General features: G+C 37.2%; 16 protein-coding genes. 14 read left to right on the forward strand and 2 right to left on the reverse strand.

All coding sequences use genetic code 11. The features are described 5' to 3' along the window. Positions 1-40: 40 nt before the first annotated feature. From ACQ5H4_RS00255 to ACQ5H4_RS00320, 14 genes are all read left to right on the forward strand, one after another. On the forward strand, positions 41-937 hold the full coding sequence (locus ACQ5H4_RS00255) for a superoxide dismutase (RefSeq protein WP_430772962.1): 897 nt from the start codon (positions 41-43) through the stop codon (positions 935-937). A gap of 103 nt (positions 938-1,040) precedes the next feature. Then, on the forward strand, positions 1,041-2,174 hold the full coding sequence (locus ACQ5H4_RS00260) for a D-alanyl-D-alanine carboxypeptidase family protein (RefSeq protein WP_430772963.1): 1,134 nt from the start codon (positions 1,041-1,043) through the stop codon (positions 2,172-2,174). Next, the gene (locus ACQ5H4_RS00265; RefSeq protein ID WP_430772964.1) at positions 2,167-2,754 is read left to right on the forward strand and encodes a nucleoside recognition domain-containing protein; all 588 of its coding nucleotides are present in this window, start codon (positions 2,167-2,169) and stop codon (positions 2,752-2,754) included. The genes ACQ5H4_RS00260 and ACQ5H4_RS00265 overlap by 8 nt, the downstream gene beginning before the upstream one ends. Before the next feature lie 8 nt (positions 2,755-2,762). After that, positions 2,763-3,296 (forward strand): spore maturation protein, encoded by a 534-nt coding sequence (locus ACQ5H4_RS00270; RefSeq protein WP_119708990.1) that lies wholly within the window; start codon positions 2,763-2,765, stop codon positions 3,294-3,296. A 148-nt stretch (positions 3,297-3,444) separates the two neighbouring features. After that, a complete protein-coding gene (rluB, locus tag ACQ5H4_RS00275) occupies positions 3,445-4,167 on the forward strand; it encodes a 23S rRNA pseudouridine(2605) synthase RluB (RefSeq protein ID WP_430772965.1) in 723 nt (240 codons plus the stop codon). Positions 4,168-4,279: 112 nt separating this feature from the next. Next, positions 4,280-4,807 (forward strand): thiol-disulfide oxidoreductase ResA, encoded by a 528-nt coding sequence (gene resA / locus ACQ5H4_RS00280; RefSeq protein WP_430772966.1) that lies wholly within the window; start codon positions 4,280-4,282, stop codon positions 4,805-4,807. Between the two features lie 19 nt (positions 4,808-4,826). Further along, positions 4,827-6,473 carry a cytochrome c biogenesis protein ResB gene (gene resB, locus ACQ5H4_RS00285; protein ID WP_430772967.1) on the forward strand — a complete coding sequence of 549 codons (1,647 nt, stop codon included), beginning with the start codon at positions 4,827-4,829 and terminating at the stop codon, positions 6,471-6,473. Next, the gene (gene ccsB / locus ACQ5H4_RS00290) at positions 6,470-7,657 is read left to right on the forward strand and encodes a c-type cytochrome biogenesis protein CcsB (protein WP_430772969.1); all 1,188 of its coding nucleotides are present in this window, start codon (positions 6,470-6,472) and stop codon (positions 7,655-7,657) included. The genes resB and ccsB overlap by 4 nt, the downstream gene beginning before the upstream one ends. An 87-nt stretch (positions 7,658-7,744) precedes the next feature. Further along, positions 7,745-8,461, forward strand: coding sequence for a response regulator transcription factor (locus tag ACQ5H4_RS00295; protein ID WP_430772970.1), 717 nt, complete (start codon positions 7,745-7,747; stop codon positions 8,459-8,461). Next, the gene (locus ACQ5H4_RS00300; protein ID WP_430773532.1) at positions 8,458-10,233 is read left to right on the forward strand and encodes an ATP-binding protein; all 1,776 of its coding nucleotides are present in this window, start codon (positions 8,458-8,460) and stop codon (positions 10,231-10,233) included. Before ACQ5H4_RS00295 ends, ACQ5H4_RS00300 begins: the two co-directional genes overlap by 4 nt. 181 nt (positions 10,234-10,414) lie before the next feature. After that, positions 10,415-10,942, forward strand: a complete 528-nt coding sequence (gene sigX / locus ACQ5H4_RS00305) for an RNA polymerase sigma factor SigX (protein WP_430772971.1) — start codon at positions 10,415-10,417, stop codon at positions 10,940-10,942. Further along, the gene (locus ACQ5H4_RS00310; protein WP_430772972.1) at positions 10,939-12,135 is read left to right on the forward strand and encodes a hypothetical protein; all 1,197 of its coding nucleotides are present in this window, start codon (positions 10,939-10,941) and stop codon (positions 12,133-12,135) included. Before sigX ends, ACQ5H4_RS00310 begins: the two co-directional genes overlap by 4 nt. Before the next feature lie 228 nt (positions 12,136-12,363). Next, complete coding sequence (locus ACQ5H4_RS00315) at positions 12,364-13,305, forward strand: peptidoglycan DD-metalloendopeptidase family protein (RefSeq protein WP_430772973.1); 942 nt, start codon at positions 12,364-12,366, stop codon at positions 13,303-13,305. Positions 13,306-13,376: 71 nt separating this feature from the next. Continuing rightward, positions 13,377-14,189, forward strand: coding sequence for a histidinol-phosphatase (locus ACQ5H4_RS00320; protein ID WP_430772975.1), 813 nt, complete (start codon positions 13,377-13,379; stop codon positions 14,187-14,189). Between the two features lie 35 nt (positions 14,190-14,224). On the opposite strand, the gene serA is transcribed toward ACQ5H4_RS00320, so the two are convergent. Together serA and ACQ5H4_RS00330 are read right to left on the reverse strand one after the other, a co-directional pair. Beyond that, positions 14,225-15,799 carry a phosphoglycerate dehydrogenase gene (serA, locus tag ACQ5H4_RS00325; RefSeq protein ID WP_430772976.1) on the reverse strand — a complete coding sequence of 525 codons (1,575 nt, stop codon included), beginning with the start codon at positions 15,797-15,799 and terminating at the stop codon, positions 14,225-14,227. Between the two features lie 174 nt (positions 15,800-15,973). Further along, entirely contained in the window at positions 15,974-16,909 is a 936-nt protein-coding gene (locus tag ACQ5H4_RS00330; protein ID WP_430772977.1) for a manganese-dependent inorganic pyrophosphatase, read from the reverse strand. Positions 16,910-17,031 lie beyond the last annotated feature (122 nt).

The raw sequence follows: 17,031 nt of genomic DNA on the forward strand, positions 1-17,031 counted from the left end.
TATGCTTTAAGGTAAACCCAATTGTTCTGAGGTGATGATAATGAATCGGTTTGAACAGTATGTTAAGGATGTTATCAGCTACAACGAAGAGCTTAAACAATTTCTAGAGCAAGAACATGTTCCAGAGGAAGATGGATTATGGAGTAAGCTTGATCATTTTAGTGAAATTATGAATCATATTACGCGGAGCGGAGATTTAACTCAGGAAGAATTTACGACTGTTCAAGAAAAAGTTGAAGAATTACATGATGAAATGGAAGCATATTTTTTAAAGAGGCAACAGATAGGATCCATTTATTTGCAGGAACCTTCCTTAAAAGCAGGAGAGCATGTTTTGCCAAAACTACCTTATAGGTATGATGCGTTGGAACCTTATATTTCTGAAAAGATTATGGAGTTACATCATAGTAAGCATCATCAATCCTATGTTGATGGAATGAATAAAGCGGAGGTCAAGCTTAAGGAAGCTCGAGAAAAGAGTGATTATTCGTTAGTAAAGCATTGGTCAAGAGAGCTAGCCTTTCATGGATCGGGACATTACTTACACAGTCTCTTCTGGGAAACGATGAAACCGAATGGAGGGGGGCAGCCGACAGGAAAGCTACTAGAGGAGATCAACAAATATTTTGGCAATTTTAATGCTTTTAAAAAGCATTTTACAGAAGCAGCAAAAGCTGTGGAAGGAAGTGGATGGGCTATTTTAGTGTGGTCACCAAGAACACGCCATCTAGAAATCCTTCAATCAGAAAAACATATGAATTTGACGCAATGGGATACGATTCCACTCCTGCCTTTAGATGTGTGGGAACACGCATATTATTTGCAATATAACAATAATCGAGCAGATTACGTCTCTAATTGGTGGAACGTGGTGAATTGGAGAAAAGTGGAGGAGAGACTTTCACAAGCATCACAAATTAAATGGAAACTATTGTAAAAAGGAGAGTTCACCGCTTTTATGCTGGTGGACTCTTTTTGGCATATTCATTTTTATCAAGCATAAACTTGTACAAACATAACTAGGAGACGAGGGTTGAAGAATGGCTAGAAGTAAAAAGGTATTTGTGTTAATAATGATCACCTTTTTGATTCTTTTTCATATTCCAGTAAGTGCCAACACGAATATCAATGTTAGCTCACAATATGCTGTTCTTATTGAACAAAGCTCAGGGAGAGTATTATTTGAAAAGGGTGCACATGAAAAAAGGCGAATTGCCAGTATCACAAAGATTATGACAGCTGTTCTTGCCATCGAGTCAGGAAAACTAAATGAGATGGTAAAAGTGAGTAAAAATGCGACTAGAGCAGAAGGATCTTCTCTATATCTAAAGGAGAATGAAGAAATCAAGCTAGAAGATTTAGTGTACGGTTTAATGCTTCGCTCAGGCAATGACGCTGCGGTTGCGATAGCTGAGTATATCGGAGGCAGTGTGGAGGGGTTTGCGTTCTTAATGAATCAAAAAGCAGATGAGATCGGCATGTTACATTCTCACTTTACCAATCCACATGGCTTAGATGATTCGAATGATCATTATTCAACAGCATATGATATGGCTATTTTAACAAGATATGCAATGATGAATGATACTTATAAATTGATTGCAGGAACAGAAGTACACAGAGCCCCTAATCCTAGTGAAAGCTGGGACCGGGTATGGCGTAACAAGAATCGTTTGCTAACAGAGTTATATGACTTTAGTACAGGTGGAAAAACAGGCTTTACAAAGCTAGCAAAACGCACATTAGTGTCCACTGCTACGAAGGATGGAATGGATTTAATCGCTGTTACATTGAACGGGCCGGACGATTGGAATGATCATATTAATATGTTCGAAACAGCTTTTAAAACGTATGAAATGGTACAAGTTGTTGAAAAGGGGTTCATTTCTGGAATTCAATCAGACAAGTATAAGAATAAAGCTTTGGTCAAACACGACTTTCAGTACCCTGTATTAGAAACAGAAAAAGATGAATTTGAGCTTGAGTATAAATTAAAACAACTTAAGAGTGAAAGAAATATTCCTGAAGTAATCGGGGAACTAATCATTACCTTCGATGATCAGCCAATTAAAACGATGCCAATTTATTATAACAATGAAAAAAAAGAAACGAGCTATTTTGAAACTTTTAAGAAAGTATTTACTACGATGATAGGCGTGAAAGCTAATGGTTAATATTATATGGGTTTGCTTAACCGTAATTGGAATTGTATTTGCAATGGTTAATGGAACGATGTCTGAGGTGAACGAAGCTATATTTAATGGAGCCAAGGAAGCAGTTACACTATGTATTGGTCTCATTAGTATTCTTGTGTTTTGGCTTGGAATGATGAGGATAGCGGAAGATGCAGGACTACTAAAAAAATTATCAAATTTATTTAGGCCTATTATTACAAGATTGTTTCCAGAAATTCCTCATAATCACCCAGCAATGGGATATATCCTTTCAAATATGATGGCAAATATGTTTGGACTAGGAAATGCAGCTACTCCTCTTGGTATTAAAGCAATGGAAGAAATGAAAAAAATAAATGGAGGTAAGAATGAAGCAAGCCGTTCCATGATTACATTTCTTGCCATTAATACTTCAAGTATCACGCTCATTCCAACGACGGTAATCGCTATTCGGATGAACTATAATTCAGCCTCACCTACGGATATAGTCGGTCCAACCTTAATTGCAACTATATGTTCCTCCATTGGTGCAATCCTTATTGATCGTTTTTATTACTACCGAAGAAGCCGTAAAGGATGATGTAGAAAATGGGTATCGTTACAGCTATTTCATTATGGTTTATCCCCGTATTGATTGCTGTTATTCTCTTATATGGAACATATAAACAAGTTCCTACATATGAAAGCTTTGTAGAAGGCGGAAAAGAAGGAATTAAAATAGCCGTCTCAATCATTCCCTTTTTAGTTGGAATGCTAGTAGCTATTTCCGTTTTTCGTGCATCAGGTGCGTTGGAGTATTTCATGGGTTTTCTAAAACCAGTCCTTGAAGCAATCGGTGTACCTCCTGAAATAGCCCCTCTAGCCATTATTCGACCAATCTCTGGAACAGCTGCACTAGGGATGACGAGTGATTTAATGGCACAGCATGGGCCTGACTCATATATTGGTAGATTAGCAGCCACTTTACAAGGAAGTACGGATACTACCTTCTATGTGTTAACCGTTTATTTTGGTGCTGTAGGAATCAAAAAGATGGGGGATGCCTTAAAAGTTGGGCTTCTGGCTGATTTGGTAGGAATTATCGCTGCCATTGTTGTAGTTACAATTGTATTTGGATACTAATTAAAACGAGGATACTCTTCACATTATGTGGGGAGTATCTTTTTTTACACTTGTTATTTCGTACAGGTTACTTTGAAATCATGAAAATATATGTCATAATGCTAGAGGAGTAAACACTACAGGAAACACACATTATGAGGTGACATATATGGAAAGATTACAGAAAGTAATCGCACACGCAGGGATTGCGTCAAGAAGAAAAGCAGAACAATTAATTGAAGAAGGACATGTTCGAGTGAATGGGAAGGTTGTAAAAGAGCTTGGAGTAAAGGTTTCTTCTTCAGATAAAGTAGAAGTGGATGGAATTCCTTTAGAAAGAGAAGAACCGATCTACTTTATGCTTTATAAACCTAGGGGAGTAATCTCGAGTGTTAACGATGATAAAGGGAGAAAAGTAGTAACAGATTTTTTCCCAATGATTGAACAAAGAATTTATCCAGTTGGAAGATTAGATTATGATACATCTGGTCTATTAATTTTAACGAATGATGGTGAATTTGCTAATACACTAATGCATCCTAGTAACCAAATCGATAAAGTGTATGTGGCAAAGGTAAAAGGTATTCCTACAAGGGAAGCATTGAAGGCTCTTGAAAGAGGGGTTCGTCTAGAGGATGGGAAAACCGCTCCTGCAAAAGTGAAAATGCATACTGTCGACAAGAAAAAACAAACTGCGATTGTTGAGATTACCATCCATGAAGGAAGAAACAGACAGGTTAGAAGAATGTTTGAAGCTGTAGGGAATCCTGTTCTAAAGCTAAAAAGAGAGCGTTATGGTTTTCTGACTCTTCAAGGATTAAAAGTGGGCGATGCTCGAGAGCTTTCTCCTCATGAAGTAAAACAATTACGTACACTTGCACTAAAAAAATAAAAAGTTCATAGAAGTGTCACAGTCTTTTGATAGCGATAACAATATGAGTATGTTGAAAAATGATATAATAAAGCAAATTGTGCAATTTGACTGTGAATGGGGGAGGAACCATATGAAAAAGCAGAGGCTGCTAATAAGAACGGTCATTCTACTGCTTCTTGGCGCTGCGGTTGCCTATACACTATACGCCAATTTTACTAAGGATGAGGTACAAAAGGTCGAGGTAGGGAAAAAAGCACCTGACTTTGTTCTTACTGATCTTGATGGGGAAAAACATCAGCTTTCCGAGTATGAAGGAGAAGGTGTGCTGTTAAATTTTTGGGCAACTTGGTGTAAGCCTTGTGAGAAAGAAATGCCGTTTTTAAATAGCCAATATCAAGCATATAAAGATCAAGGGGTACAAGTTATTGCAGTAAATATTGGGGAATCTAATGTTGCTGTTTCTGATTTTTCTAAACGATATGATTTGCAATTTCCAATTGTTACTGACAAAGACGGTCAAGTAATGACAGCTTATGGAGTAGATCCTCTTCCAATTACGTTTCTCATTGATAAACAAGGAAATGTGGTAGAAATACATAAGGGGCAGATCATTGCTGAGGCTGATGTTACAGAGATGATGGAGAAGATAAAACCATAGGGTATGAGGAGATTTTGCAATGAATCAAGTAAAATGTGATTGTGGTCATGTTAATCCACATGGCACAATCCTCTGTGAGGCATGTGGGAAAATCATAGAGGATGGAACTCAAATTACAGCAGAACCCGTAATAGACATGCGGTACGAAGGAAGTGCAAGAAGGTCACAAACATATAATAAATCAATGATTGATAAGGTTTGGAACTTTTTCTCATCGGTAAAAGTAGGGGTATGGCTTATTATTGTGACACTTATTGCTTCTTCGTTAGGAACCATTTTACCTCAAGAGATGTATATTCCAAATATTATGCCTGTTGCTGATTATTATGAGGACCAATACGGTTGGTTTGGTAGATTGTATTATGATCTTGGTTTTCATAATTTATATAGCTCATGGTGGTATCTATTATTAATTGCAGCGATCGGGGTTTCACTGGTTATTTGTAGTCTTGATCGCGTGGTGCCCTTATATAGAGCATTAAAGAAACAAAGAGTCATTCGACATGAGAGCTTTTTACAAAGACAAAGAATATTTGGAACGACAAGCATTGCAATAAGTGAAGATTCCTATGAATCAGTAAAAGAACAATTAAAAAAGAAACGCTATAACATCCGTGAAGATGAAGGGAATATTTTAGCTGAAAAAGGACGTTTCTCTAGATGGGGTCCTTATGTAAATCATGTAGGATTAATCATCTTTCTCATTGGTAGTATGCTCCGATTTGTTCCAGGAATGTACATTGATGAAATTCTTTGGCTCCGAGAAGGGGAAACAAAAGTGATTCCAGAGACAGATGGACAATATTACCTAAAGAATGTGGATTTTAAGTTAGAGGTGTATGATAAGGAAACGGATAATGAAGCATTCGGTGATGCTTTAGATAGTGCAGGAATGGTTGCAAAAAACTATCAATCTGATGTCATACTATATAAGACAAAGGGAAATACGGTAGCAGGTGAGGAACCTGAACTAGAGGAAGTTGAATCTAGTAGTATTCGAGTGAATGAACCGCTAAAGTTTGAAAAGTTTGCTCTTTATCAGGTCAATTATAAACTCGATGAATTATCTGAAATGTCATTTTTACTAACAAATAAGACTACAGGGGAAACTTTTGGTGATATTACTATTAATTTGAACGACCCGGAGAAAATGTATGAACTTGATAACGGTTACTCAGTTGAACTAATGAGTTACTTCCCAGACTTTGAATTTGGTGAAGATGGAAATCCTACAACAAAGTCAAGAGTTCCAAATAATCCAGCTTTCGTATTTAAGATGTATTCACCAGAAAAACCTGAAGGAGAAGTTAGTTTCGTTGCCATTCAGCAAACGATTGAACCTCTAGGGGATAATGAATACAAGATGGCCTTCAATGGAATTGAAACAAAGGATGTAACTGGTCTCACCGTGCGTAAAGACTTAACTCTATGGGTCATTGGACTAGGCGGGTTGATCTTCATGATTGGTGTAGTTCAAGGAGCTTATTGGAACCATCGTCGCATATGGATTCAGCGTAAAGGTGACGAGGTTTGGGTAGCAGCACATACGAATAAAAACTGGTTTGGACTGAAAAGAGAAATACAGCTGGTTCTTGCGGGGACAGAAATACAAGAACCGCTGGACCAATTGAAGGAAAACCAGGTGGACGAGGGGGAAAAAGATTGATCACTCTTAGTGAGAATCTATTATATATTGCGTTTATATTTTACTTACTTTCTATTCCGTTTTTTGGAGGTGCAATAAAGCAAAAGAAAAACTTAGATCATCAACAAAATAGTGGCAAGTGGGCCAATTTTGGGATCGTCCTTTCCATTGTTGGATTTGTTGCACAGCTTGGTTTCTTTTTTACAAGATGGTCAATTGCGGGACACGCTCCAGTGAGTAATCTATTTGAATTTACGACCTTTTTTGGAATGTGTTTAGTTGGTGCTTTTATCATCATCTATTTTATCTATAAGACACCTTTATTAGGGTTATTTACAATGCCAATTGCCCTATTGGTGATTGCATTTGCAAGTATGTTCCCAACAGATATTTCACCACTTATTCCAGCTTTACAAAGTGATTGGCTTCATATACATGTAACTACTGTGGCTTTAGGTGAAGCGATATTAGCCGTTAGCTTTGGAGCCGCATTAATTTATTTAGTAAAAGTGATTGATCAAACTAAAAATAGTAAAAGTACTACCTGGTTAGAGGTTGTCATGTATGGATTAATCGCTACATTGGGATTTGTCATCGTTGTATCAGCATTTTCCTTTGCTGATTATAAGGCAGAATTTAATTGGGTTGATAAAAATGACAATGAAGCAAAAGTTGAGTACCATTTGCCAGCTCTAGTTGGTCCAAATCAAGGAGAACTTCTAACAGACGGGAAATTGGAACCACTTGTCTCAGTACCAGGTATTATCAATGCGAAAAAGCTAAATACGGTTATTTGGTCATTTGTTGCGGGTATCCTACTATATGGTCTTTTCCGCTTAGTCTTAAGAAAAAGAATTGGAGCAGCATTGAAACCATTTACAAAAAATATTAATCTAGACTTAGTAGATGAAATCAGCTACCGTTCAGTGTTAATCGGTTTTCCAGTGTTTACATTAGGTGGTCTTATTTTTGCAATGATCTGGGCACAAATCGCTTGGACCCGTTTTTGGGGATGGGATCCTAAAGAGGTTTGGGCACTCATTACTTGGCTTTTTTATGCAGCATTTTTACATCTTCGTCTCTCTAAAGGATGGCATGGAGAAAAATCTGCGTGGTTAGCTGTTATTGGATTTATTATTATTATGTTTAATTTAGTTGCTGTCAATCTTGTGATTGCAGGGCTTCATTCTTACGCAGGATCCTAAAAAGAAAGATTTCGGATAGCCCTTCACTTTTTGTGAGGGCTGTTTTCAAAACATACTTATGTAAATAAAATCTAGGGGGATTGTTTAATGGAAAAGGATGTTAAGATTCTAGTTGTAGATGACGAGGAAAGAATTCGCCGTTTATTAAAAATGTACTTAGAGCGTGAAAATTATATGATTGATGAGGCAGAAGATGGGAATGAAGCCTTGACGAAGGCGATAAGCAATGACTATGATGTTATCCTTCTTGACTTAATGATGCCTGGTAAGGATGGTATTGAGGTTTGTCGTGAACTACGTGAAAAGAAGGCAACTCCTGTTATTATGCTTACGGCAAAAGGTGAAGAAGTCAACCGTGTCCAAGGATTTGAAGTGGGCACAGACGACTATATTGTCAAACCATTTAGCCCAAGAGAGGTTGTATTACGAGTAAAAGCACTTCTACGTCGTTCATCTAGCACAAGCTATCTACACACAGAAACAACCGCTAAAGATGTGATCGTTTTCCCTCATTTAACCATTGATAATGATGCACACCGTGTTTTAGCAGATGGAAAAGAAGTGAGCCTAACACCAAAAGAATATGAGTTATTATATTTCTTAGCTAAATCTCCAGATAAGGTGTTTGATCGTGAACAATTACTTAAAGAGGTTTGGCATTACGAGTTTTTTGGAGACTTACGAACGGTTGATACCCATGTAAAACGTTTGCGAGAAAAGTTAAACAAAGTATCTGAGCAAGCGGCTAGAATGATTGTAACTGTATGGGGTGTTGGCTATAAGTTCGAAGTAGTCAATGAATAATGTTTTGGCGTAGTGTTGTAGGGAAACTATGGTTCACTATCCTCCTGCTCGTCTCATTTGTGCTATTTATCTTAACGGTATTGTTACTAGAGTTTTTTGAGAATTATCATATAAAAGAAACAGAGGGGAATTTGACCAATCTCGCTTCAAATATGGCTCATTTTGTAGAGGATCAGGAACTAGAGATTGGTTTACAGATTTCATGGGAGCTACTGGATGATGTTACAGGGGCCATGGTGATTAAAAGTGAAGATGAATCGTTCTACTCACCAGATATCCCAGAATCATTAGAGCTGCCAGTAAGTTTCTTTCTAAAAGATGTAGAGTTATCCAAAGTTCTGGAACAGCAAGAAATATCAAAAAAAATAGTCGAGATTCCTTTTTCTGAAACACAAGGTGATTCAAGTATTTTAATAATTGGAGTACCAATTGCAAACCTAGACGGAGAAAACGGGGCCGTTTATATTTTTCAATCATTACAGGCTCTTCAAGAAACAACTGAATCAACAACGAAGTTTATTCTCTTAGCTGCTGGAATTGCAATTGTTTTAACTACTATCTTTGCTTTCTTCTTATTAACTCGTATCACTGCCCCTCTACGAAAAATGAGGGAGGCTGTTGTAGAGGCGGCAAGAGGAAAGTTCGATACGAAGGTTCCTATTCTTACAAGGGATGAAATAGGAGAGCTAGCGACTGCCTTCAATCAGATGGGAAGGCAATTAAAGTTTAATATGAATGCCTTAAGTCAGGAAAAAGAACAATTATCCAGTATTTTAAGTAGTATGGCTGATGGAGTCATTACGTTTAATAGGGATGGAACAATATTAATCACAAACCCCCCTGCTGAACGCTTTTTACAGCATTGGTATTTTACACTTGAAGGAAAATCTGTTCAGGCAGAAGCGGTTCCTCAGGATGTGATGGAGCTTTTTCAATGGGCAGTAGATATGGAACAAGAACAAGTAGGCGAATTCTCCCTTCAAGGTCGTCATTGGGTGGTCATAGTTAGTCCTCTTTATAACAATACATTCATACGTGGTGCAGTGGCTGTCGTTCGAGATATGACCGAAGAGAGACAGCTTGACAAGCTTAGGAAAGATTTTATTGCGAATGTATCACACGAGCTGCGAACGCCTATTTCTATGCTTCAGGGATATAGTGAGGCGATAGTGGATGATATTGCTGAAACAACAGAGGAAAAGAAAGAAATGGCACGGGTGATTTACGATGAATCACTAAGAATGGGTCGTCTAGTGAACGAACTGTTAGATCTTGCCCGTATGGAGGCCGGACATATTCAACTAACCACTGATCATGTTGAAATCGACTCCTATATTCAAAGAATCATACGTAAGTTTCAAGGGCTTGCAAAAGAAAAGGGAATTCAGCTACTTTACGAGCAGGATCTAAAATACTCGACCATTGTGTTGGATCCAGACCGTATTGAGCAGGTTCTAACCAATCTCATTGATAATGCGATTCGACATACACCAGAAGGCGGAACGGTTAAGTTAATTGCAAAAATCGATGATCAAAATTTCCATGTGGAAGTAAGTGATTCAGGTTCTGGGATTTCTGAAGAAGATCTCCCGTTTGTGTTTGAGCGTTTTTATAAAGCAGATAAAGCAAGAACAAGAGGAAGATCTGGTACCGGATTAGGATTGGCGATTGCACGGAATATTATTCAAGCCCACAAAGGCGATATTACGGTGCAAAGTAAATTAGACCATGGAACGACATTTAGCTTCCAAATTCCTCGAATAAGTGGATAATTTGCTAAAGAATGCCGAAAATTCTTGATTCACGGGAAACATGCTTTATTGAATATTGTGTATGATGGGAGGGATTTAAGTAAAATAAATCCTTCCTTTTTATTTAGATAGATAATATATTTAAAGTGTAACTTTCTATACATAAAGAACGACTAATTAGATGAACGGGGAGGGGAACCCGGTGAACTCGATTTTTGACGAGTTGTATGAGAAATATCATCAAGACGTATTTCAGTTTTTGTTTTATATGGTTAAGAATCGAGAGCAAGCTGAGGATCTTGCTCAAGAAGTATATATAAGGGTTCTAAAAGCGTATCAGAACTTTGAAGGGAAGAGTAGTGAAAAGACATGGCTTTTCTCTATTGCTAGAAATGTTGCGATCGATTCGTTCAGGAAGCAAAAAGGGTGGAAGCAAAGAATCATTGAGAAATTTGATTGGTCAACGCAGCAAGTAAAGGATATGCAACCCATTCCGGAAGAGATTGCGATGCAAAGGGAAGAATATCAATATATTTACCAATGCTTAGATCATTGTACATTTGATCAGCGTATTGTGATTATTATGAGGTATATCCAGGAGCTTTCAATCACCGAAACCGCCGAAGCTTTAAGTTGGACCGAAAGTAAAGTAAAAACCACTCAACACCGTGCGTTAAAGGTTCTGAAAAAGGAAATGCAACAACTATTAGAAAAGGAGGGGAATCGATGAAAAAGATAAGTGATGAACAACTAGAAGAATGGTTGCGCGAAATGCCAAAGCTTAAAGATCATCGTGATCCTCATGTCATATACGAAAATATATCAAAAAAGCTAGAGGAACGACCGCGTAAAACGTGGATTATTCCATCGTTTGCAACTGCAGCAGCTGTATTATTAGTAGCTATTCTCTCCTTTAATTTGTTTGATGGAACAAGCTTCAACCAATCAGCAGATAAAAGCCTGCAAGAAGAAGCTGTAACTGAACAAAATTCTTCATTAAAAAAGGAAGAATCTACTACCGAAAATGAAGCAAGAATGGACGTTGGTAGCGAAGAAAACTCAAATGATATGAATGATATTACGTTCCAAACTATAGAAGACTCAACAACTGCCGTTTATGCTGAGGATTTAGGAGCCATGCAGGTATTTACGTTAGCTATACCAGATAGCCAAGTTCAAAATATTATTCCTGTTAGCTTCTTGATTGAACCATCAGACCAAGTTGATCAATTGGTTCAATTAGAAGAGGGAATGGCAAGCATTAACGAACAAGAATGGGGACTAGATAATTTTTATCCGTTAGAGGCAGACTTAGCGATAGATACGAATAATAGCACATTGAATGTCAATGTTGCGGCAGATCATCCGTATCAATTTGGAACTGCTGGAACTCCATTTGTAGCAGCCATTCAGCAAATACTACTCGACCTTAATTTAGAAAAAGCTGTTTTTACAACAGATGAAACAGAAAAAGGAATGTCAACAGGACATGATTTTTTCACTGAAAAATCAATAGAAAAGAAATCGAATCTCGCATTTTATTTTTATTATCCAAATAATGAATCAACAAAACCATACCTTGTTCCATATACAGAATCATATTCTACAATTGAAAATGCCTTTGAAGCAATGAAAACAAATATTGATACACACAACCTAAGAGCACCATTATTGGTCGATCAAATCAATTCAGTTGATATAGATGATACTCAAAAAATTGTAAACATTACGTTAAACAAAGGGATAAATATAGAGGATACACCTGAAACCTCACAATCAATTGAAGCCATTCTTTTAACAGTAAAGAGCTTTGGATATGAAAAAGTAAAATTCAGTAATGCACCGATTAATCATGTCGGCAGATTTTCATTACAAGAAGAAATCCAAGTACCAATCGCAGCAAACAAAAAATCTATCGACTAAAACAAAGGAGATCAGCACAAGATGCTGATCTTTTTCTATTTTTCATGAATAAAAGAAAACACTTCGTCCAAATAATAACAAATGTGTTTTTATTAATCGCTCACTTTTTAATAGTGAGGATATATAAAAGGAGGCTGCTTCCTTAGTTGTACTTTTTAGATAGAGGTCTTTTTTTAGACATGCTGTCATAGAGTGAGAAAGGAGAGTACAATAACAAGGAGGAAAAAAATGCGAGATTACATAAAACGTTTTTTGATTGCGGGTTTAATGGCATTATGTATCACATTGCTATTTCTCGGAGGAAAACACTCTCAAGCAAGTATGAATATTAGCCAGGAGACCGCTGACTGGATTTGGCCGGCTGATGGAATGATCACCGATACATATGGAACAAGAAGAGGAAGCCACAAAGGAATCGACATAGCATCTTCTCTAGGTACACCCATTTACTCTGTTGATGGCGGAGTCGTTACTAAATCTTACTATTCGGGTTCATATGGACATGTTATATTTGTTAAACATCAAAATAATATTGAAACGGTTTATGCACATTTAAAATCAAGGTTTGTGAACGCTGGAGATCCGGTAACAGCAGGTCAGCAGCTTGGTGAAATGGGCAGCACCGGTGACTCATCAGGTGTCCACTTGCACTTTGAAGTTCATCTGAACGAATGGACGGTTGATAAAAGAAATGCTGTTAATCCAGTGTTAGCATTAGGTGAGGTAAAAGTGGGACAAGAAGTAGCGGTACAAAAAAGGGAAGAAGACTCTAGTGTACTAGAGACAGTTGCCAAAACTAGACTATATGAAGGACATGGAAAAACTTATAATGAAATTGATGAGCAGGAAAGCGTTGTATTATCCGCGGAAAAAGTTGAATCAAGCATTACACATACCGTACAAACCGGAGAAACTCTTTCGTCAATAGCTCAAAAATACAATATTAATGTAAATGCCATTAAGTCTGCCAATCATCTTACTAGCGATACGATTGTTGTCAATCAAACGCTAACAATCGACGAATCGTATACAAATAAATATGTTGTCCAAGAGGGCGATACACTTGAAGACATTGCTCATAAAACAGGTAAGTCAGTCCAGCAGCTAAAACAGGTAAATCAATTACAAAATGATATGATCGTACCAAGACAAGTATTGCAATTAGAATAATATGAATTGTCATTGCGACAGTTACTGAATCGGTATATAATAGAAAGAAAATTCAAAAAGAGGCTGGTTGGATGTTAACAGATTATCATAATCATTTGGAAACAGGGACATTAACGTTAGATTATTTAAAGAAATTTACAGATGAGGCGAAGGCAAAGGGAATCGCCCAATTTGGTATTTCTGAGCATGCGTATCATTTCTATCAAACAGCAGATATTCTTCAAAATCCATGGGTAAATGAACGTAGATACTATGATATGAAAGACTATGTGAATTTATTTCATGAGGCATGGAGTCATGAGATTGATGTAAAAATGTCAATCGAAATGGACTACACTCCTGGAAAACATGCGGAAATGGAAGCTTTTATTAAAAGCTATGATTTCGATTATGTAATTGGTTCGATTCATTGGGTAGATGACTTTGGAATTGATTTAAAGGAATATATTCATGAATGGGAAAAGCGTGATCTGCATGAAGTCTATCGAAATTACTTTCAACAGGTCGTTACATTAGCGGAGTCAAATCTATTTGATATTGTGGGTCATTTGGACTTAGTAAAAATCTTTAAATACATACCGAAGGAAGAAGAGTTTTTACTAGAGCAATATGATAAGGCTACAACAGCACTAGCGAATTCGAAAACTTGTGTAGAAATTAGCACAGCGGGTTTACGTAAGCCCATTGGTCAATTGTATCCTGACAAACGATTATTGCAGATGTGTTTCGATAAAAAGATACCAATCGTATTGTCATCTGATGCTCATTTTCCAGAGCATGTTGGTGCTGATTATGATCAGGCGTTGGTGCTTGCAAAAGAGGTTGGATATAAAGAAATCATGACGTTCTCAAAAGGAGAACGTAAAATACATCCACTAGGATAAGAAAAAGATCGGAGGAATATACCTCCGATCTTTTTTTATAGATTGATTCGATTAATCGATACGATATCATCAACCGCTGCTAGAGTAGCGATCTGGTGATCGTTTAATGGCTTATCAAATGATAGAACCATGATCGCTTCTCCCCCAGCTTGCTTTCTACCGACTTGCATGGTTGCAATATTTACCTCTTGATCACCTAGGATTTTACCCACTCTACCAACGACACCTGGGCGGTCCATATGCTGAATATAAAGCATATTGCCTTCAGGTAGGAAGTCGATAACAAAGTCATTTAAGTACACAATTCTTGGTCCATAATGGTCAATGAAAGTACCTCTTACCGTAAACTGATGGTTTTCTGTTTTAGCTGTGACAGTGATGCTATTTGCATATCCATAAGTATTCGTTGATATTTTCTCACCAACGGTAATTCCTCTTTCTTTGGCAGCTAGTAACGCATTTACTTCATTGACGTTCACGTCTATTCTATTTTTAAAGAATCCAGAAAGGACCGCTTTTGTTAAGTAAGATGTTTCAAGGTCAGTTACTGTGCCAGAGTAAGTAATAGAGATTTCGTTTACTCCTTGTTTCATGCACTGTGACAAAATAGTTCCTATTTGCTTAGATAACTGGTGGAAAGGTTTTATCTTTTCAAAAATATCTTTAGACATTGCTGGTAGGTTAATAGAGTTTAACACCGGTTTGCCTTCAAAATACATACGAACTTCTTTAGCCACCTGTGTAGCAACATTAAGCTGAGCTTCCTTTGTAGACGCACCTAGATGCGGTGTGACGATCACATTATCAAACTTAAACAATGGATGTTCTCCAGGCGGTTCTACTTCAAATACATCGATTGCAGCTCCTGCTACATGACCATTGCCAACGAACTTCGCCAAAGCTTGTTCATCGATAATTCCCCCACGTGCACAATTAAGGAAGTATACACCTTTTTTCGTTTTACTTAATGTTTCTTCGTTAATAAGTCCTTTAGTTTCTGGTGTTAATGGAGTGTGAACAGTAATAATATCTGCTTCTGCCAATACTTCATCCAAACTACCGTGAGAAACACCTTGCTTTATAGCACGTTCTTTGGTTAAGAAAGGATCGTAAACTTTTACATTCATTCCGAACACTTTTGCTCTTTTAGCTAATTCAGAACCAATTCGACCCATACCAACGATACCAAGAGTTTTTCCATATAGTTCAGTTCCGATAAATGCATTTCGTTTCCACTCAAGATTTTTAACCGATTGATGGGCTTGTGGAATATTTCTCATTAAGGAGGCCATCATGGCAAAAGTATGCTCAGCTGTAGAAATGGTATTTCCATCTGGAGCATTGACGACGATGATTCCTCGTTTCGTAGCAGCATTCACGTCGATGTTGTCGACACCAACACCAGCACGTGCAATAATTTTTAATTGAGGCATTTTTTTGAGCAGTTCTTCTGTAACAGTTGTTGCACTTCGAACTAGAAGCGCATCAATTTTTTCTAAATCTACTTCTGGATCATTAATTTTTTTCTGAATTAAAGTTCCTTCATTAAAATCTAATAAGGGAGATAGTCCTTCCTCATTTATTGCATCGGCTACTAGAATTTGAAACATTCAAAACACCTACCCAATTATCAATTTTCTGATTATTTTACAAAACGAACATTTATCTGTCAATGGACTCAAGCATTCAGATCGAGCGATGTAAACGCTTTAATGATTTAAAGTCACGATTTTGTTATATTTTTTAACAAAAAGCGCAAACTTCTAAAGTTTGCGCTAATCATCCTACATTTTTGAATTGAATAGATCTGTAAGAACGGGTACGATTTGTTTTTTACGTGATACAACACCTTTTAACAAGGCTTTGTTATTTTCTAATGTTACACCGTATGCTTCTTCAACGGCTGATCGTGCATTTCCTAATGCAAGAGCTGTTGAATCATTTGTTAAGATATCTGTTACAACAAATAAGAAAAGGTCTAGACCTTTTTCTGAAATGATGTTTGATAACGTTTCTTCTAGTTCAGTTTGTCTTGAGTATACATCGTTAATATCTACTGCATTCACTTGGGCAATTTCTACTTTACTTGCTCCCATTTGGAATTCTTTTGCGTCAAGGGATACAAGCTGCTGAATGGATTTGTCGCTTAAATCTGCGCCAGCCTTAAGCATGTCCAATCCATAGCTCTCTGCATCAACACCAGCAAGTTCAGCTAATTCTTTTGCTGCAGCTACATCCTCAGCCGTACATGTAGGAGACTTGAATAATAATGAATCAGAGATAATTGCAGAAAGCATAAGACCAGCAATCTCTGGACGAATTTGAACATTATTTTCTTTATAAAGCTTATTAAGAATAGTTGCCGTACAACCAACTGGCTCACAGCGGTAGTAAAGCGGATCGCTCGTTTCGAAATTTGCAATACGGTGATGGTCAATTACTTCTAGAACACGAACTTGTTCAATATCACTTACACTTTGTTGCCTTTCGTTGTGGTCAACTAGGATAACGCTGTTTACTTCACCAGCAACTGTTTCAACGAGTCTAGGAGCTTCTGCTTTGAACGTATCAAGGGCAAATTGTGTTTCTCCACTTACTTCCCCTAATCGAACCGCTTCCACATCCATACCAAGAGCTTTTTTTAATTCAGCATAAGCGATTGCTGAGCAAATTGTGTCTGTATCAGGATTTTTATGACCAAAAATAAGAACTTTTTCCATGATTATCTCCTTTTAAATTAATCAATATCGTATGTACATATACTTTAATAATTTAACACAAATACATTAGAAGGACAAAAAATAATTCATTCAGAATGCAAACTTCTTCACAAAAAGTAAGA

Source organism: Bacillus coreaensis, assembly GCF_050586445.1.
GTDB lineage: Bacteria > Bacillota > Bacilli > Bacillales > Cytobacillaceae > Robertmurraya_A > Robertmurraya_A coreaensis.